The organism is Lentzea sp. NEAU-D7 (genome assembly GCF_026242055.1).
Taxonomy (GTDB): domain Bacteria; phylum Actinomycetota; class Actinomycetes; order Mycobacteriales; family Pseudonocardiaceae; genus Lentzea.
This window is the reverse complement of sequence record NZ_JAPJDL010000001.1, coordinates 67,906-85,797: the sequence shown is the minus strand read 5'-3', so window position 1 is coordinate 85,797 and position 17,892 is coordinate 67,906. Positions and strand designations below refer to the sequence as shown.

Here is a 17,892-nt window from a genome sequence, read left to right as displayed (position 1 = left end):
GGACTCACCCCTCCGTGCGGGCGAGGTCGTCGAGTTGCCGGCGCACGCGCTCGGCGTCGTCCTCGCGGCCTTGCTCCTCGTACAGCTCCAGCGCCTCCTGCCACACCTCGCGCGCCTCACGGCTCTGCCCGAGAGCGGCGTGCGGGTGGCCGGCGCGGTCGAGCGTGTCCGCGACCCCGTAGGTGTATCCGAGGGCACGCAGCAGCACGAGGGCCTGGCGGTAGTGCTCGACGGCCTGCCGGTGGTCTCCGGTGCGGTGGGCGATGAAGCCCAGGCTTTCGTGCACGCCCGCCTCACCCTCGGCGTAGTGGTGACGCCGGTTCAGCTCCAGGGCGGCCAGGCAGTGGTCGCGGGCGGTGTCGAACTCGCCCAGCCTCGCGGCGTACCAGCCCACCGAGTTGAGCGCGTCGCCCTCCCACGCCGGATGGCGCAACGTGCGGTGGAGGTCGAGCGCGTGCCGCGCGTGGTCCAGGGCCTGCCGGTCGTCTCCCCGTTCTCCCCAGGCGAACGCGAGGACCCGGTGGGTGTGCGCCTGTTCGGTGGGGTCGTCGTGGAGCACGGTCAGTTCCAGGGCCTGGTCGAGGTGGTCGATGGCCTCCTCGTAGCGGCCCAGGCGGGTGCAGGCGCGGCCGAGGCTCCGGTGGGCGCGGCTGAGAGTGGCCGGGTCGGGCAGGTGCGCGGCCGCGTCCACCGCGGCCCTCCACGCGGCGAGCGCGTCGTGCCGGTGCCCACGCCGGAGGTGGAAGGTGTCCAACGTCCTGGCCAGGTGCCAGACGACGTCGTGGCGGTCCAGGGCGACCGCGGTGCGCTGGGCCGCCAGCAGCGTCGCGTGCTCGGCGTCCAGCCACGCCAGCGCTGCCTCCGCGCCGGGCAGCGGGAACGGGTGCACGCCGGGGGCGGGCGGATCGAGTCGCACGAGCGGCCGGGCGGGGTTCAGGAGCCGGTCGGCGGCCTGGGTGGTGTGCAGGTAGAAGTCCACCACCCGCACCTGCGCCCTCTCCCGCACGTCGGCCGGCAGCGCGTCGGCGGTGGTGGCGGCGTAGGCGCGAACCAGGTCGTGCATCGCGTATCGGCCGTGTGGCTGCCGCTCGACCAGGGACATCTCTTCCAGCGCCGACAACGCGGTGCGGGCGGCTGCGGGTGTGAGTCCGGTCAGCGAGATCACCGCCGGCACGGCGATGTCGGGGCCGGGCGCGATGCCCAGCAGCCCGAACGCGGTGCGGTGGTCGTCGGTCAGCCGGCGCAGGGACCACGAGAGCACGGCGGGCAGGCTGGCGGCGGGGTCGGTGTCGTGGTCGAGCACTTCCAGGCCCCACTCGCGCAACTCGGCGGCGATCTCGGCCAGCGGGATGCCGGGACGGGTGGTCGCGTTGCGGGCGGTGATCGACAGGGCCAGCGGGTAGCCCCCGCACAGCTCCACCACCTCGTCGACGGCGCCGGGCCTCGTGACGACGCGGTCCGCGCCCAGGCGTGCGGCCAGCAGCTCCCGGGCCTCGGAGCGGGTCAGCACGCCCAGGGGCAGGTGGCGGGCGCCGTGCCGGTCGATCAGGGAGACGAGCCGCGTGCGGCTGGTGACCAGCACCGTGCAGGCCGGGCTGCCGGGGAGCAGCGGTGTCACCTGGTCGGCGGTGGCGGCGTTGTCCAGCACGACCAGGACCCGCTTGCCCGCGACCAGGCTGCGGTACAGCGCCGCCTTCGCGTCCAGGTCGACGGGAACGCGGCTCGCGGTGACGCCGAGGGCCGTGAGGAAGCCGAACAACGCGGCGTCGGGCACGAGCGGCTGCTCCGCCGGGTTGAAGCCGCGCAGGTCGACGAACAGCTGCCCGTCCGGGAAGCTCCCGACGTGCCGGTGCGCCCAGTGCAGCGCCAGCCAGGTCTTGCCGATCCCGCCCGATCCTCCGATCGACGAGATCACGACCGTGCCGGGCGTCCCCGCGAGCGCCTCGTCCAGCAGCGCGAGCTCGGTGGTACGGCCCGTGAACACCGGGGGCGCCGGCAGTTGCCGCGGCACGTCCGGCCCCGCGGTGCGGGTGAGCGCGGGGTCGGTGGTCAGGATCCGCTGGTGCAGCTCCCGCAACGCCGGCCCGGGATCGGCACCCACCTCCTCGGCCAGCCGGGCCCGGATGCCCTCGAAGCGCAGGAGCGCCTCGGCCTGGCGGCCGTTGCGGTACAGCGCGAGCATCAGCTGCCCGGCGACCCGTTCGTCCAGCGGGTGCGCGTCCGCCCGCTCGCCGAGCTCCGTGCACGACACCGCGGGCGCACCCCGCGCGAGTGCCAGCTCCACCCGTTCCACGTCGGCCGCGAACCGCTCCTGTGCCAGGCCTTCGCGGACGGCGGTGATCCACGGACTGTCCAGCCCTTCGAACGCCTCGCCGCGCCACAGCCCCGCGGCCTCCTCCAGCAGTGCCAACGCCTGCCCGTCCGTGCGTCCGCGCGCCTGCTCGACCAGCCGGCGGAACCGGTGCAGGTCCACCGCCTCCGGGTCCACCTCCAGCACGTAGCCACCGCTGCGCCGCACGAGCGCGACGTCATCCGGCAGCACCTGGCGCAGCCGCGAGACGTAGTTGCTCGCCACGTGCCGTGCCTTGTAGGGCAACCGATCCGCCCACACGCGGTCCAGCAGCTGCTCCATCGTGACGACCCGGTTCGCCTCCACCAGCAGGACCGCCAGCACGCACCGCTGCCGCGCGTGCCCGACCTCCACCACCCGGCCGCCGACCCGCAGCTCCACCTGTCCGAGCACACGCAGCTCCGTCGCCACGATGCCCACCTCCCGAGCGCCCTTCCTACTCCGCCCGGGCACCGCTCACCAGCAGATTGGGAGAACGTGGGGCGAATCCAGGTACCCGGCGGCGCACAGTCGGGGCACGGACGGGGTCCACCGTCCGGCAGGGGAGCGAGGAGAGCCATGTTGTTCAAGCGAATCGGCACGGTCGCCGCGGGGGTGGCGGCGGCGACGATGCTGGTGACCGCCGCCGCGGCGGCGACACCCGCGGCCGACACCCCGGGAGAAGGCGTTCTCACGACGACTTCGGCCGTCTCAGCCGCGGCGTTGCCGTCCGGCTGCATCGGGATGTCCGACGTGTACAAGACCTCCACGGACGGCGGACGCGCCAACGGGCAGGGCATCATCGACTGCGAGTACGTCTACGCGAGGCTGCACGCGGAGACCAACCTGTACCGGGACCGGTGGAACGGTCCCGACTTCCTCGACAGCGACAGCAGCACGGGCAACAACACGGACTGGGTCGCCTCGATCTCGGTCTGGCGCTGTGCGGGCGTGGGAACGTACACCTACCGCAGTTCCGCCTACCACGAGGCGCGGACCGTCGGTGGCGACGTGTACACCGCGACCACGTCCGACTCGGCCCGGTTCAGCTGCTAGACCAGGCAGGGGACGGGTTTCCGATGAGGTGGGTGATCGCGGTGGTCGTGGCCGCGCTGGTGCCCGTGGCCGGCGGGTGCGAGAGGCATCAGGCCGTGCGGGTGGACGGAGATCAGGCCGTCAGAGCCGTCGACGGTGACTGGCAGATCCGCTTCGACCGCGTTTACCCACCCGCGAACCAGCCGCCGCGGACGCCGCCGCGCACCCCGGCGGACTCGGAGATCGTGATGTCCGTCAGTCTGCGCGACGGCCGGATAACGCGATTTCTCAGCGTCACCGAGGACGGCACGGGGAGGATCTGGGTGGACTCGTCCGGCGAACCTGGCCGCGGCCTTGCTCTCCGCTACTGGCTGAGCTGCGACGGCGAGACGAGCGAGCTGCCCGAGCTGTCGTTCGTGGACCTCCTGCGGGACGTCGCCGGCCCGTTGGAAGTCCCCTCGAACGCCACAGGCACGGCGGGCGGGCGTCGTGAGTGGAGCGCGCCCGCCGGCGTGGCGGAGATGCGGATCGTCCAGGAAGGGACGGCGTGGGACCGGCGGCGGGTCAGCTACCACCGGCCGGGAAGCGGCAAACACCTGTACACGGTGAGCGGTTTCGAGGTGTCCGCCCTGGCCGCGGGCACGGTCTCGGGTCGTGTGGCCGATGCCGGCCACCGGTACCGGGAGGAGTGCGGAGCCGGGTGAGATCTCGCCGGCCCGTGGTCAGAGCCAGGGGGAGGGCGCCTTGAAGATGTCGGCGCGCTTGCGGGGTGCGGTGAGGGTGCAGACGGGGCGTCCGCCGGAGAACAGGACCAGCGCGGGGAGGCTGAGCACCTGGTAGCGGACGGCGATGTCGGGGTGGGCGTCCACACCGACCTCCACCACCGACATCGCGTCCTCGCGTCCTCGGCGACGCCGGTGACCTGCCGGAGCCCAGAACCGGAGTGTTGGTGTGCGGGGAAAAGCGCCAAGTTGATCGTCGACTGTGGACTGACGGTCGCCGGTTCGCCGTTTGCCCTGGTCACGCATGATCGGCGGTCTCGTTGGTAACAGGTCGGTAACCAGACCCATCCGTTCTCCGAGGGGCGGCGAATCACGGGCAACAGCGTCCCCGTTCACCCTTGGAGATGTCCCGTCATGAACATGACCGTCCGCAACACCGTCCTGGCCGTCGGCGCCGCCTCGCTCGCCCTGTTCGGCGCGGCGTGCGGCTCGGGTGACACGGCCAGCAGCAGCTCCAGCACCGCGCCCACGTCCGCCACGTCGAGCGCGCCGTCGTCGGCCGCGATGGCCGACCCGGCCGCGAACCTCGTTGGCCCCGGTTGTGCCGACTACGCCAAGCAGGTCCCGTCCGGCGCCGGTTCCGTGAGCGGCATGGCCGCCGACCCGGTCGCGGTCGCCGCGAGCAACAACCCGCTGCTCACCACGCTCGTCAGCGCGGTGTCCGGCAAGCTGAACCCGAAGGTGAACCTGGTCTCGACGCTCAACGGTGCCGAGTTCACCGTGTTCGCGCCGGTCGACTCGGCGTTCGCGAAGATCGACGCCGCGACGATCGAAAAGCTCAAGACCGACGACGCGCTGCTGACCAAGATCCTGACGTACCACGTCGTTCCCGGCCAGATCACGCCCGACAAGATCGCCGGTGACCAGAAGACCGTCCAGACCGGCACCGTCAAGGTCACCGGCTCCAAGGACGCGCTGAAGGTCAACGACGCCAACGTGATCTGCGGTGGCGTGAAGACCGCCAACGCCACCGTGTACCTCATCGACTCGGTCCTGCTGCCTGCCTGACACCTCCAGGGTGGCAGTACCGCGACTCCGGGAACCGCGTGCGGTTCCCGGAGTTTTCACGTCTGCCGGTCCCGCGGACCGCGTCCGGTTCAGCGCAGGGCGATGGTGAGGACCGGAGCCCCGGTCGGACCCGGTGAGCCGGCCGAGGGCTCGACGGTGAGAACGGCTTCGCCCACGCCGCGGACTCCGCGCACCAGCAGCGACATCGTGCCGCCCGCGGGACGCACGGTCCCCGCTGATCGCGGGCCGTGGTCGTCCACGAGCCACAGTTGGTAGACGCGGTCGCGCGGCAACGCGCGCAGGCCCTCGGCGAGGAAGAGCATCTCGTCACGGCTGGGGGACATCGCGGCGGTGCCCGCCGAATTCTCCCCGGTGACGAGTCGCAGATCCCGCGCCGCCAGCAGATCACCGATGTGAGTGCGCGGAGAGACAACAGCGGGGGCGATCCTCGACGTGCTCAGTGCGCCGTGCGCACCTGCTACCGCGGCGGCGGCCACGCAGGCGGCCGAGATCAGGGCGGCGGCGCGGCGGAAGCCTTGGCGTCGCGAGAAAACCGCCACGCTCTCCGAGATCGGCGGCACCTGCCGCACGTGCCGGACCGCGTCCAGCACCCGTGACCGCAGGGCGCTCGGATGGACGTGGTCGACGGCGTTGCCCAGCCAGGCGGCGGTCTGCCGCAGTTCGGCCAGTTCGTCCGCACAGCTCGGGCACCTTCCCAGGTGCGCCTCGAACTCGGCTCGCTCGGCGTCGGGCAGCGCGCCGAGTGCGTGGGCACCGGTCAGCAGGTGCGGGTTGATCGCACGCGTCATTCCCGGTTTCACACGTCTACTTCGAAACCGTCCGGTGATCGGATTGGCCTCACACCGCGTTTCGCACCCCCATGTCCGCCATCACCGACCGCAACGCCTTGAGACCGAAGTGGACTCTGCTGCGCAACGTCGCCTGGGGAACCTGCAGTTCCGCTGCCACATCACGATAGGACCGGCCCCGCAGGTGGGTCTCGACGACCGCGGCGCGCTGGTCCGCGTTGATCCGCGACAGTCCCATCTGGACCAGTCGTCCGTCGATCGCGGTGTGCGCGAAGTCCCCCGCCACCTCGCCGGCCTCGGTGGCGGCCGCCCGTGCGGCGGTCATCCGCCTGTCGTGGCGCAGCCGGGACCGGACCTCGTCGACCACGACGTTGCGGGCGATCGCGAAGAGCCAGACGCGCAGGCTGGCCAGTTCGGGCCTGAAGCCGTCCGCCGACCTCCACGCCCGCAGGAACACCTCCTGCACGACCTCCTCCGCCGCGCCGTCGTCGCCGAGCTGCCGCAGTGCGAAGCGGTGCAGCTCCGGTGCGTGCAGGGAGTAGATCTCCTGGAAGGCCTCGTCGCCACGCGGGCCGGATCTCCGTCGTCTGCCGATGTGCGCCATGAGCTCCCCGTCGCCGGTCCTGCACGGGATTCGAGACCGGCCGGGTGGCGGATGGGCGATTTCCGCCCCGATTTCAACGCGGTGACCGGTTCGGTCGTACACACCTGCGTTGCACGAACGGACATCGGGAGAGAACATGCGCATCGCTCGCACGACCGCACTCGCAGGCGCGGCCGCACTGCTCATGACCGCACTGGCCGCGACGCCGGCCTCGGCGTCGGCCGACCAGGCGCGAGTCCACCTGCTCACGGCGGACGGAGTCCTGAGCACCAGGAGCTGGTCGTCCCCGTTGCTGTCCCAGCAGCGCGTCCGGGTCACCGGCCTCAAGGCCCGCGACCGGCTCATCGGCATGGACGTGCGGCCCGCCACCGGCGCGCTGTACGCGATCGCCGCGTCCGGTCAGCTCTACGTCCTCGACCCGCGCACCGGACGCGCCACGGCGGTCGGGGCGCCCGCCGCGATCGAGGGAACCGCGGCGGGGATCGACTTCAACCCGACGGTCGACCGGATCCGCCTGGTGACCACGACCGGCCAGAACCTGCGCCTGGTGCCGGACACGGGTGCCGTGGCGGCCGTCGACGGCCCGCTCGCCTACGCCCCCGGTGACCGGGCGGCGGGCCGCACGCCTCAGGTCTCGGGCGCCGGCTACACCAACAGCGTCGCCGGGGCGACGTCCACCACGCTGTACGACGTCGACAGCCGCGCGGACACGCTCGTCACCCAGGGCACGGTCGCCGGCGCGATGCCGGTCGTGTCGCCGAACACCGGACAGCTTTTCACCGTCGGCAAGCTCGGCCTCGACATCGCCCGGACCAACGGCTTCGACATCGCCACCACCAACGGCCGGCACCGCGCGATGGCCGCCGTGCAGCCCGAGTTCTCCCTGCTCGGAGGCTCGCTCCTGGTGAAGGTCGACCTGGACAGCGGACGGGCCTCGGTCGTCGGCGTCGCCGGCGGCACCGTCGTGGGCCTCGCCTTCGCCTGACCAGATCGCAAGGCCGCCCCGCAGCACGTCGGGGCGGCCTTGCGCACGTCCGGCTCACCTCGCCGATCCGTGCTGACATCGACTATGGTCTCTGTCATACTCCCGATTCAGGGAGGTGGGAGATGAGCGAGCAGGGCAGGCGCGGCACCAAGCAGCGGATGCTGGACAGCGCCGTGCTGCTGCTGCGGGAACGCGGCGCGGCCGGCGTCACGGTCGACGCCGTTCTGGCGCACAGCGGCGCGCCGCGGGGCTCCGTCTACCACCACTTCCCCGGCGGCCGGAACGAGATGGTCCTGGGCGCGGTCCGCCAGGCCGGTGACCACATCGCCACCATGGTCCGCGAGTCGGCGGCCGAGGGCGACGTCGAGCAGATGGTGCGGCGGCTCGTCGCCTTCTGGAAGAAGGCTCTGACCAAGACCGACTACCGGGCGGGATGTCCCGTCGCCGCGATGGCCGTGGACAGCCGCGACCTCGTCCCCGAGGCCGGTGACGTGGTGCGCGAGATCTTCGGCCGGTGGCGGGCCAGTCTCGCGGAAGCGTTGTCCGCCAGCGGTTTCGCGGCCGAGCGCGCGCAGCGGCTGGCGACGTTGGTCGTGTCCGCGATCGAGGGGGCGATCATCCTCTGCCGCGCGCACCGCGACCTGGGCCCGCTCGACGACGTGCTCACCGAGATCGCGCCCCTGCTGGAGCGACGAGACTAGGAGTCCGGCTCATGTGGAAACCCAGCGCCTGCATCCTCTGCGAGTGCAACTGCGGGATCGAGATCCTCGTCGGCGAGGACGGCCGGTCGTTCGACAAGATCCGCGGTGACAAGCTCCACCCCGCCTCCGCCGGATACACCTGCAACAAGGCGCTGCGTCTGGACCTGCACCAGAACGGCGACACGGGCCGGATCACGCGTCCGTTGCGCCGGCGGCCCGACGGCACGTTCGAGGAGATCGACTGGGACACCGCGATCAGCGAGATCGCGGCGCGCCTGGGCGAGGTCCGCGATACCTCCGGCGGGGAGACGATCTTCTACTACGGTGGCGGCGGCCAGGGCAACCACCTCGGCGGCGCCTACTCGCCCGCCACCATGGCCGCCTTCGGCGCCCGTTACCGCTCGTCCGCGCTCGCGCAGGAGAAGACCGGCGAGTTCTGGGTCAGCGCCCGCATGCTCGGCAACATGACCCGCGCGGACTTCGAGCACTGCGAGGTCGCGCTGTTCGTTGGCAAGAACCCCTACCAGTCGCACGGGTTCCCCCGCGCGCGGTCGGTGCTCAAGGACATCGCCAAGGACCCGGCCCGGTCGATGATCGTGATCGACCCCGTGCGCACCGAGACGGCGCAGCTGGCCGACTTCCACCTCCAGGTCAGGCCCGGCACCGACCTCTACCTGCTGACCGCGATGGCCGCCGTGCTCGTGCAGGAGGACCTGATCGCCGCGGACTGGCTCGCCGAGCACGCGGACGGCCTCGACGCCGTCACCGACGTCCTGCGCCGCGTACCGGTCGGTGACTACTGCGCCGTCGCCGACGTCGAGGAGACGCTGGTGCGGGCGGTCGCCGCCCGGATCGCCGCCGCGGACTCCGTGGCCGTCTTCGAGGACCTCGGTGTACAGATGAACCGCGACTCCACGCTGGTGAGCTACGTCGAGAAGCTGGTCTGGCTGCTCACCGGCAACTTCGGCAAACGAGGCGCCCAGTACGTGCCGTCGAGCCTGGTGCCGATCGGCCGCGACCGCGGGCACGGCGAGGGCGAGGGCCCGCGCAGCCCCGTCGCCGGCGCGCGGATCATCAGCGGCCTCGTGCCGTGCAACGTGATCGCCGAGGAGATCCTCACCGACCACCCGGCCCGCTACCGGGCGATGCTGGTCGAGAGCGCGAACCCCGCGCACTCCCTGGCCGACTCGGCTCGGATGCGGGAGGCCCTCGCCGCGCTGGAGCTCGTGGTCGTCATCGACATCGCGATGACCGAGACCGCGCGCCTGGCCGACTACGTGCTGCCGGCGCCGACGCAGTTCGAGAAGTTCGAGGCCACGTTCTTCAACTTCGACTTCCCGCGCAACATCTTCCACCTGCGCCACCCCGTCGTGCCCGCACCGGACGGCGTGCTGCCCGAGCCGGAGATCCACGCCCGGCTCGTCGAGGCCTCGGGCGCGCTCACCGAACAGGACTACGCGCCGCTGCGCGCGGCCGCGGCGGCCGGACGGGTCGAGTTCGCGCAGGCGTTCCTCGCCGTCCTCGCGGATCCGGTGAAGCGGCGGCTCGCGTCCGTCCTGCTGTACCGCACCCTCGGCCCGACGCTGCCGCACGACGCCTCGGCGGCCGCCGTGCTGTGGATGGCCGCCCACGACTGCGCCCGCAAGAACCCGGCCGGTGTCGAGAAGGCCGGCTACGGAACCGGCATCGAGGCGGGGGAGCGGCTCTTCGCCGCGATCGTGGACGGCCGGCACGGCGTGCACATCACCGACGACGAGTACGACGCGTCGTGGCAGCGCATGCCCCGTGACCGGATCAACCTCGCCGTGCCGGACCTGCTCGCCGCGGTGGCCGCACTGGGAGACAGGCCCGTCCCGCGCCAGGACCCGGACTGGCCCTTCGTGCTGTCCGCGGGCGAGCGGCGCGCGTTCACGGCCAACACGATCATGCGCGACCCCGGCTGGCGGCGGCGCGACCCGGACGGCCGCCTGCGCATGAGCGTCGCCGACGCGGCACGGCTGGGCGTCACGACGGGCGACCGGGTCAGGCTCACCACCCGGCGCGGCACCGCGGACGTGTCCGTCGACGCCACGGACACCATGCGCTCGGGCCACATCTCGCTGCCCAACGGCCTCGGGCTCACCGTGCGGGAGCGCACCGGCGTCGCCCCCAACGAACTCACCGCCGCCGAGGACCGCGACGAATGGGCCGGCACGCCCTGGCACAAGCACGTGCCGGCCCGGCTCGAACCGCTCGGGCCGGAGGCCGCCGATCAGCGCACGGGATAGGCGCCCGGCGTGGTGCCCGTCCACCGGCGGAACGCGCGGATGAACGTGGCGGCGTCGGCGTAGCCCAGCCGCAGCGCGATCTGCTCGACGCTGAGGCGGTGCAGGGTCATGAGCTCGATGGCCCGGGCACGCCGGGCCTCGTCGACGAGGTGGCGCAGTGACGTCCCTTCCGCGGCGAGATGCCGGCGCAGCGTGCGGGCCGACAGGTGCAGTCGTGCGGCGATCAGCTCGGCCTCGGTCACGCCTTCGGCGATGATCTCCCGCACGTTCTGCGCGACGCAGGGGGAGCAGCGTTCGCTCAGCAGCGAACGGCACGCGCGCTCGCACACCGTCAGGGTGAGCGGGTCCGACTGGGGCAGCGGGAGGTCCAGCACGGCGACGTCGGTGACGATCGCGTTGTGCGGAGCTCCGAACCGCACCGGCGTCCCGAGCACCTTCTCGTAGTCGGCCGACACCGCGCGGGGGACGCGGAGCTCCACCCGCATCGACGGCGGCGACTCGCCCAGGATGGTGCGCAGGATGCCCGCCGTCACCGCGATCTCCCGCTCGACGAGGAACGGCCTCAGCGCGGCCGAGGAACCGTCGTCGTCCACGATCAGGAACGCCTCACCACCGGACACCCTCAGGCTCAGGCCCGTGACCGCGTAGGTGAGCGGCAGGTACCGCATGCCGAACTCGACGGCGTCGCGGACCGTCGGGCAGGTCAGCATCGCGAAGCCCCAGACTCCGTAGGCGCGCAACGAAAGCCGCTCGCCGACCGCGAGTCCCACCCCGGACGCGCTGCCGGTCGCCGTGACGAGGTTGGCGGCGACGGCGAGCTCCTGCGTGCCGCTCACGACCGTGTCGCCGTGCAGCATCGCGGGGGAGATGCCGGTGTCCTGCAAGCACTTCCGGGCATCCACCCCGTGTTCGGCGCCGACCTCGACCATCGCCCGCACACCGGCGGCGCCACGGCGGTGCGGGTGCGGTTGGCCGGAAAGGTCAACAGGTCGGCCGCGCGGGCCATCAGGCGACACCGTCGATCTCCCTAACCTCGGAACAGGTTGAGGGCGCCGGTGCCCGAATCCGATCCCACGATAGGGGCGGCCGGGACACCGACCAGCGGCATCACCCGGACGCCGATGATCCAGAAGGAGCACACCATGACCCGCACAGTGCTGGTGACCGGAGGCAACCGGGGTATCGGCCGGGCGATCGCGGAGGCGTTCGTGTCCGACGGCGTTAAGGTGGCGGTGACCCACCGGGGCGGGGAGTGCCCGACGGGCGCGTTCGGCGTGAAGTGCGACGTGACCGACGGCGAGCAGGTGGACGCGGCGTTCACGGCGGTCGAGGCGGAGCTGGGGCCCGTCGACGTGCTCGTCGCCAACGCCGGGATCACCGACAACACCCTCATCACCAGGATGACCGAGGACAGGTTCACCTCGGTGCTCGACACCAACCTCACGGGTGCGTGGCGCTGTGCGCGGCGGGCCGCCATGCCGATGACGCGCGCGCGACGGGGCCGGATGATCTTCATCTCCTCGGTGGTCGGGATGTACGGCAGCGCGGGCCTCACGAACTACGCCGCGAGCAAGGCCGGGCTGATCGGGCTCGCCCGCTCGCTGGCCCGCGAGCTGGGCAGCCGCGGTGTGACCGCGAACGTCGTCGCGCCGGGGTACGTCAACACCGACATGACCTCGTCGCTGCCCGAGCAGTACGGCAAGCAGTACCGGGACTCGATCCCGTTGCGCCGCTTCGCCGAACCGGAGGAGGTCGCCGCCGCGGTCGTGTGGCTGGCCGGCGACTCGGCGCGGTACGTGACGGGGGCCGTCATCCCGATCGACGGCGGGCTGGGGATGGGGCACTGATGCTGGTCTCCGTGCTGCTGATCGACGAGGAAGCCCTGGTCCGCACCGGGTTCCGGCACGCGCTGGAAGAGGACGCGGACGTGGTCGTGGTGGGCGACACGGCTCGTGCCGCCGAGGGACTGCTTCTGGCGCAAAGACATCGACCGCAGGTGGTGATCACCGCGGACATCACCGCGATAGCGCGACTCCGGACGTGCGCGGCCGGCGGCGTCATCATGCTCGCGGTGGAGGACACCGACGAGCAGCTGCACCGGGTGCTCCACGACGGCGCACGGGGCTTCCTGCTCAAGCGGTCGAGCCGCGAGGAGCTCCTCGCGGCGGTGCGTGCCGTGGCGCGGGGCCACGCCTACCTCTGCGCCGAGGTGACGGGCCGCCTGCTCGACCGGTTCGAGATCGTGCCCCCGTCCGAGGAGGCGGATCGAGGGCTGGGACTGCTCAGCGACCGCGAACGCCAGGTGCTCGTCAGGATGGCGCGCGGCCGCAGCAACGACGAGATCGCGCGGGAGCTCTACCTCACCTGCGCCACGGTGAAGTCCCACGTCTCGCACATCCTCGCGAAACTGGGCCAGCCCAACCGGATGCACGCGGCGTTGCTCGCACAGCGCATGGGACTGCTCACCCGGACCGGGTGAAGGCCAGCACGACGTTGTGCCCGCCGAAGCCGAACGAGTTGGAGATCGCCGCCCCGATCCGCGCGTGCCGCGGCCGGTCCGCGACGATCTCGAGCTTCACGTCGGAGTCCTGGTCGTCGAGGTTGCGCGTCGGCGGGACGACGCCGTCCCGCACGGCGAGCACGGTGAAGATCGCCTCGACCGCACCCGCACCGCCGATCAGGTGACCGGTCACCGACTTCGTCGCGGTGACCAGCGGGTGCGGGCCCAGGGCTTCCAGGACGGCGGCCGCCTCGACGCGGTCGCCGACCTGGGTGCCCGGTGCGTGGGCGTTGACGTGCGTGACGTCGTACGGGCTCAGGCCCGCCGACCGCAGCGCGTGCCGGATGGCGCGGATCTGGCCGTCCGGTGACGGCGCGGTCATGTCGTGCGCGTCGGAGGTCATGCCGATGCCGGCGAGCCGGGCGGCGCCCCTGGATCCCCGCGCGCGGGCGAACGAGGCGCGTTCCAGCACGAGCGCGCCCGCGCCCTCGGCCATGACGAACCCGTCCCGGCCGGAGTCGAAGGGCCGTGACGCGCCCTCGGGCAGGTCGTGCCGGCGCGACAGCGCTCCCATCCGGGCGAACGCCGCGATCGACAGCCTGCCGAGGCACGCCTCGGTGCCTCCGGCGACGACGACGTCCGCGAGCCCTCGGCGCAGCAGCGCGGCACCGAGCGCGATCGCCTCCGCGCCGGACGCGCACGCGCTGGTGGGGGCGTGCGCACCGCCCCGCGCACCGAGGTCCATGCTCACCGCGGCCGCCGGGCCGTTCGGCATGAGCATCGTGACGGCGAACGGCGAGACGCGGCCGGGACCGAGCTCCCGGCACCGGTCGTACTGCTCGACCAGCGTGGCACCCCCGCCCATCCCGGTGCCGAACACCACCGCCAGCCGTTCCGGCTCCACGTCCGGCGCCCCGGCGTCCGCCCACGCCTGCCGGGCGGCGACGACGGCGAGCTGCTGGCAGCGGTCCATCCGGCGGCGCGCCACCCGGTCGAGCAGCTCTCCGGGGTCCTCGCGCACCGGGGCGCCGAGCCGCACGGGCAGATCGGCCGCCCACGGCGCGTCGAGCAGGCGCACACCGGAGGTGCCGGCCAGAAGTCCGTCCCAAGTGGACTGGACGTCGCCGCCCTGCGGGGTCGTCATGCCCAGTCCGGTGACGAGGATCTCCTCCTCCCCGCCGGGCAACGGCGGCAGGGACGGGTGCATGAGGGAGAAGTCGAGAAACGTGTGTTCATGAGGCATGCGAACAGAAGAGCACCGCCATGTCCGCGGCGGCAGCGGTCGCGCGACGGATCCGCACCTCCGTCGCGCGACCGATTACGGCGCCGCCTGATCTCCGTAACGTCCGCACCGCAAGGAAAACCGGGACGGGAGTTGATGCGCGGTGTCAGCGGAAACGGCTGCGGACGTGGCCAACCTGGCGGAACTGTGCCGCAGGAACGCGGTGAGCAGAAGCGAGGAACGGGCGTTCGTGTTCCTGGAGAGCGGTGTCGTGGAATCGGCCTCTCTCACCTACGGAGAGCTGGATCGCCGGGCACGCGCGATCGCCGTGCGGTTGCGATCGCTCGCGACGCCGGGATCGCGCGCCCTGCTGTGCCATCCACCTGGACTCGAGTTCGTGGCGGCGTTCCTCGGTTGCCTGTACGCGGGGATCATCGCCGTGCCGGCCCCTCCGGTGCGCCGCGCGGCAGGCGACGCCCGGCACACCCGGTTGCTCGCCATCGCGGACGACTGCGACCCCGCGCTCCTGCTGTCCACATCGGACATGATCGCGGGTGTGCAGGCGGTGCTCGGCGACAGCCTGGTGATCCCGCTCGCCACGGACTCCGTCACGGACGGCGAGTCCGAGTGGTGCGAGCCGGACGTGCGGAGCGAGATCGCCTACCTGCAGTACACCTCCGGCACCACGGGCAGGCCCAAGGGCGTGGTGCTGACCCACGAGGGCGTGCTGCACAACCTCGACCTCATCGTCCGGGGCGGCTCACGACCGGACGAGGACTACGGGCGGCTCGCGCCGACCGTGTCCTGGCTGCCGGTGTTCCACGACATGGGGCTCGTCGGCGGTGTCCTGCAACCGCTCTTCCTCGGTCAGCTGTCGGTGCTGATGTCCGCGCAGTCCTTCGCGCGGGTGCCGGCCAACTGGCTGCGGGCGATCTCCCGCTACGGCGCGGAGATCGCCGCAGCGCCCAGCCTCGGCTACGAGTTGTGCCTGCGCCGGGTGACCGACGACCAGCGCGACGACCTCGACCTGAGCCGCTGGCGCATCGCCGCGATCAGCGACGAGCCGCTGCGCGCGTCCACGATCGACCGGTTCGCGGCGCGGTTCGCCCCGTGCGGGTTCCGCCGCGAGGCGTTCTTCCCCAGCTACGGCATGGCCGAGTCGACCGTGCTGATCAGCGGCGGCCCGCTGGAGGGACAACCGGTGGTGCGCCCGTTCGACTCGGCCGCACTGGAACGCGGCCGGGTCGAGCGCGCGTCGAGCGGTGCCGGTGCGCGGAGTCTGGTCGGATGCGGCGAGCCGGACCCGTCGCTGGACGTGGTGATCGCGGACCCGGAGACCCGCGCGCCGCTCGGGCCCGGTGAGGTCGGCGAGATCCTGGTGTCCGGGCCGAGCATCGGCGCCGGGTACTGGAACGACCCCGCCGGCACCGAACGCACCTTCCGCGCGCAGGTGGGCGATCGCCGGTTCCTGCGCACCGGGAACCTGGGCTTCCTGTCGGAGGGCCAGCTCTTCGTCACCTGCCGGATCCCGGACCTGCTGGAGGTCGACGGCCGCCAGCTCTACCCGTACGACATCGAGGCGACGGTGGTGGCGAGCCACGACGCGGTGCGGACGGCGTGCGCGGTGATGGACGGCACCCAGGTCGTGGTGTTCGCCGAGGTCGACCACCGGTACCGCGGCACGTCCCAGGACGAGATCCGGCACGCCGTCTCCGTCACGGTGCACGCGGAGAACGGGGTGGTGCTCAACCGGGTCGCGCTGCTCTCACCCGGCACCTTGCCGCTCACCACGAGCGGGAAGCTGCGCCGGGCCGCCTGTCGTTCGCTCATGCTGGGAGACGAGTGATGCACATCCGCAACGGGGTTCGGCTGCCGAAGGGCGTCGCGGGCGTCCGGCGCAAGATCACCACGCTGGTCGACCTGTGCCGCGACCGCGCCGCCGCCGAGCCCGACATGCGCGCGTACTCCTTCTACGCCGACGGGCGGACGGAGTGGGAGGCGCTGACCCTGGCCGACCTCGACCGCCGGGCACGGGCGCTGGCAGCGCAGCTCACCGAGCTCGCGCCCCGCGGCACCCGCGCGCTGCTGTGCTTCGAGCCCGGCCTGGACTTCCACATCGCGTTCCTCGGCTGCCTCTACGCCGGGCTGATCGCGGTGCCGGTCGCGCCGCTCGACGGCACCCGCACGAGCCTGAAGGTGGGCAGGATCGAGTCGATCGTCGCGAGCTGCGGGCCCGAACTGCTGCTGTCGACCGGTCTCACCTTCGCCAAGTGCCTCGCGGTGGTCGAGGAGTCCCCGGCGCTCGCCGGGCTGGTGCGGGTCTCGGTCGACGAGACGGACCCGGCGCTCGCGGAGCGGTGGAGGCCTCCCGGCATCGGCATCAACTCGCCGGCCTACCTGCAGTACTCCTCCGGATCGACCGGCGAGCCCAAGGGCGTGACGCTGACCCACGGCAACGTCCTGCACAACCTCGCGCTGATCCACGACAACCTGTACCGCCCGTCCGACGAGGAAGGGCTGCCCCGCCCGCCGAGCGTGTCGTGGCTGCCGTCGCACTACAACATGGGCCTGATCGGAGGCGTGCTCGATCCGCTCTACGCAGGACGCTCGGCATTGCTGTTCCCGGCCGGGGTGTTCGTCCGCAGCCCGGTCAGCTGGCTGCGGCTGATCTCGCAGCTCGGCAGGGCGGACAGCTGCGCGCCCAACTTCGCGCTGGACCTGTGCGTGCGGCGCATCTCCGAGGTCCAGATGGCGGGCCTCGACCTGAGCGGCTGGGAGATGGCGCTCATCGGCGGCGAGCCGGTCAGGGCCGAGACGCTCGACCGGTTCTGCGAGGTGTTCGCGCCCAGCGGCCTGCGCAGGGGCACGCTCGTGCCCGGCTACGGCCTCGCGGAGTCCACCGTGATGGTCACCAGCGCGGTGGTCGGCGAAGGGCCCGTGGTGCTGCGCTGCGACGCCGACACCCTGACCAGGGGACGGGCCCGGCCGGTCGACCCGCCGGGCGGGCGGCGGCTGGTGGGCTGCGGTCCGGTCCCGCCGTCGATCACGCTGGTGGTGGCCGATCCCGGCACGCTGCAGGAGTGCGCGGAAGGCGAGGCCGGCGAGATCTTCGTGCAGGGCCCGAGCGTGGGGACCGGGTACTGGAACCGGCCGGACGAGGTGTTCCACGCCGAGCTGCCCGGCAGGCGCGGCACGTTCCTGCGCACCGGCGACACCGGCTTCCGCTGGGACGGCGAGCTGTTCGTCACCGGCAGGGCCAAGGAGGTGATCATCATCGCCGGCGCGAACCACCACCCGCACGACCTGGAGGCGACCGCGGAGACCGCGCATCCCGCCGTGCTCGCGTGCTGCGTGCTCGGCGTCGACGACGGGCAGCGGGAGAAGGTCGTCGTGCTGGTGGAGGTGCTCGGCCAGGCCGACCCGGAGGAGATCGCGATGGCGGTGCGGCGGACCGTCCACACCGGACACGGCGTGCGGGCCGACGACGTGGTGGTGGTCCCGCCCGGATCGCTGCCGCGCAGCTCCAGCGGCAAGCTGCTGCGCGCGGGATGCCGGGAGGCGTACACGGCGGGTGCGCTCGGCTCGGCCGGCCTCGGCTCCGGCACCGCGCGGTGACGTGGCCCGGCCGGTGGCCGCGCCGCGGGCCTGCA

The 17,892-nt window shown here is 72.4% G+C and carries 16 protein-coding genes; 10 read left to right on the top strand and 6 right to left on the bottom strand.

Going from position 1 to position 17,892, the window contains the following annotated elements:
* Positions 1–4: 4 nt before the first annotated feature.
* Positions 5–2,761: an AfsR/SARP family transcriptional regulator gene (locus tag ORI60_RS00305; RefSeq protein WP_266032510.1), complete on the bottom strand. Its 2,757-nt coding sequence runs from the start codon at positions 2,759–2,761 to the stop codon at positions 5–7.
* A 147-nt stretch (positions 2,762–2,908) separates the two neighbouring features.
* On the opposite strand from ORI60_RS00305, the gene ORI60_RS00300 reads away from it, so the two are divergent.
* Both ORI60_RS00300 and ORI60_RS00295 read left to right on the top strand, forming a co-directional pair.
* The gene (locus ORI60_RS00300; protein WP_266032508.1) at positions 2,909–3,385 is read left to right on the top strand and encodes a hypothetical protein; all 477 of its coding nucleotides are present in this window, start codon (positions 2,909–2,911) and stop codon (positions 3,383–3,385) included.
* A gap of 23 nt (positions 3,386–3,408) precedes the next feature.
* Entirely contained in the window at positions 3,409–4,068 is a 660-nt protein-coding gene (locus ORI60_RS00295; protein ID WP_266032506.1) for a hypothetical protein, read from the top strand.
* Positions 4,069–4,086: 18 nt separating this feature from the next.
* On the opposite strand, the gene ORI60_RS00290 is transcribed toward ORI60_RS00295, so the two are convergent.
* Complete coding sequence (locus ORI60_RS00290) at positions 4,087–4,254, bottom strand: hypothetical protein (RefSeq protein WP_266032504.1); 168 nt, start codon at positions 4,252–4,254, stop codon at positions 4,087–4,089.
* Positions 4,255–4,500: 246 nt separating this feature from the next.
* Here ORI60_RS00290 and ORI60_RS00285 point away from each other — a divergent pair, with 246 nt between their 5' ends.
* Positions 4,501–5,154 carry a fasciclin domain-containing protein gene (locus tag ORI60_RS00285; RefSeq protein WP_266032503.1) on the top strand — a complete coding sequence of 218 codons (654 nt, stop codon included), beginning with the start codon at positions 4,501–4,503 and terminating at the stop codon, positions 5,152–5,154.
* Positions 5,155–5,243: 89 nt separating this feature from the next.
* Here ORI60_RS00285 and ORI60_RS00280 read toward each other — a convergent pair whose 3' ends face one another.
* Together ORI60_RS00280 and ORI60_RS00270 are read right to left on the bottom strand one after the other, a co-directional pair.
* Complete coding sequence (locus tag ORI60_RS00280; RefSeq protein ID WP_323055864.1) at positions 5,244–5,963, bottom strand: anti-sigma factor; 720 nt, start codon at positions 5,961–5,963, stop codon at positions 5,244–5,246.
* Between the two features lie 49 nt (positions 5,964–6,012).
* The gene (locus tag ORI60_RS00270) at positions 6,013–6,567 is read right to left on the bottom strand and encodes an RNA polymerase sigma factor (RefSeq protein WP_266032501.1); all 555 of its coding nucleotides are present in this window, start codon (positions 6,565–6,567) and stop codon (positions 6,013–6,015) included.
* Between the two features lie 136 nt (positions 6,568–6,703).
* Here ORI60_RS00270 and ORI60_RS00265 point away from each other — a divergent pair, with 136 nt between their 5' ends.
* The 3 genes from ORI60_RS00265 to ORI60_RS00255 all read left to right on the top strand — a co-directional run bounded on the left by ORI60_RS00265 (position 6,704) and on the right by ORI60_RS00255 (position 10,520).
* Positions 6,704–7,552 carry a DUF4394 domain-containing protein gene (locus tag ORI60_RS00265; RefSeq protein WP_266032498.1) on the top strand — a complete coding sequence of 283 codons (849 nt, stop codon included), beginning with the start codon at positions 6,704–6,706 and terminating at the stop codon, positions 7,550–7,552.
* 122 nt (positions 7,553–7,674) lie between these two features.
* Positions 7,675–8,253 (top strand): TetR/AcrR family transcriptional regulator, encoded by a 579-nt coding sequence (locus ORI60_RS00260; RefSeq protein WP_266032495.1) that lies wholly within the window; start codon positions 7,675–7,677, stop codon positions 8,251–8,253.
* 11 nt (positions 8,254–8,264) lie between these two features.
* Complete coding sequence (locus ORI60_RS00255; protein WP_266032492.1) at positions 8,265–10,520, top strand: molybdopterin-dependent oxidoreductase; 2,256 nt, start codon at positions 8,265–8,267, stop codon at positions 10,518–10,520.
* Here ORI60_RS00255 and ORI60_RS00250 read toward each other — a convergent pair.
* A complete protein-coding gene (locus ORI60_RS00250; RefSeq protein ID WP_266032490.1) occupies positions 10,505–11,449 on the bottom strand; it encodes an AraC family transcriptional regulator in 945 nt (314 codons plus the stop codon). The two genes, ORI60_RS00255 and ORI60_RS00250, sit on opposite strands and share 16 nt — an antisense overlap.
* A 213-nt stretch (positions 11,450–11,662) precedes the next feature.
* Here ORI60_RS00250 and fabG point away from each other — a divergent pair, with 213 nt between their 5' ends.
* Together fabG and ORI60_RS00240 are read left to right on the top strand one after the other, a co-directional pair.
* Entirely contained in the window at positions 11,663–12,367 is a 705-nt protein-coding gene (gene fabG, locus ORI60_RS00245) for a 3-oxoacyl-ACP reductase FabG (RefSeq protein WP_266032487.1), read from the top strand.
* Positions 12,367–12,999 (top strand): LuxR C-terminal-related transcriptional regulator, encoded by a 633-nt coding sequence (locus ORI60_RS00240; protein WP_266032484.1) that lies wholly within the window; start codon positions 12,367–12,369, stop codon positions 12,997–12,999. Before fabG ends, ORI60_RS00240 begins: the two co-directional genes overlap by 1 nt.
* Here the strand turns inward: ORI60_RS00240 and ORI60_RS00235 are convergent.
* Complete coding sequence (locus ORI60_RS00235; protein WP_266033888.1) at positions 12,983–14,227, bottom strand: beta-ketoacyl-[acyl-carrier-protein] synthase family protein; 1,245 nt, start codon at positions 14,225–14,227, stop codon at positions 12,983–12,985. The genes ORI60_RS00240 and ORI60_RS00235 overlap by 17 nt on opposite strands.
* Before the next feature lie 238 nt (positions 14,228–14,465).
* Between ORI60_RS00235 and ORI60_RS00230 the strand changes: the two genes are divergently transcribed.
* Both ORI60_RS00230 and ORI60_RS00225 read left to right on the top strand, forming a co-directional pair.
* Positions 14,466–16,088, top strand: coding sequence for a fatty acyl-AMP ligase (locus ORI60_RS00230; protein WP_266032482.1), 1,623 nt, complete (start codon positions 14,466–14,468; stop codon positions 16,086–16,088).
* A complete protein-coding gene (locus tag ORI60_RS00225) occupies positions 16,088–17,857 on the top strand; it encodes a fatty acyl-AMP ligase (protein ID WP_266032479.1) in 1,770 nt (589 codons plus the stop codon). The genes ORI60_RS00230 and ORI60_RS00225 overlap by 1 nt, the downstream gene beginning before the upstream one ends.
* Positions 17,858–17,892 lie beyond the last annotated feature (35 nt).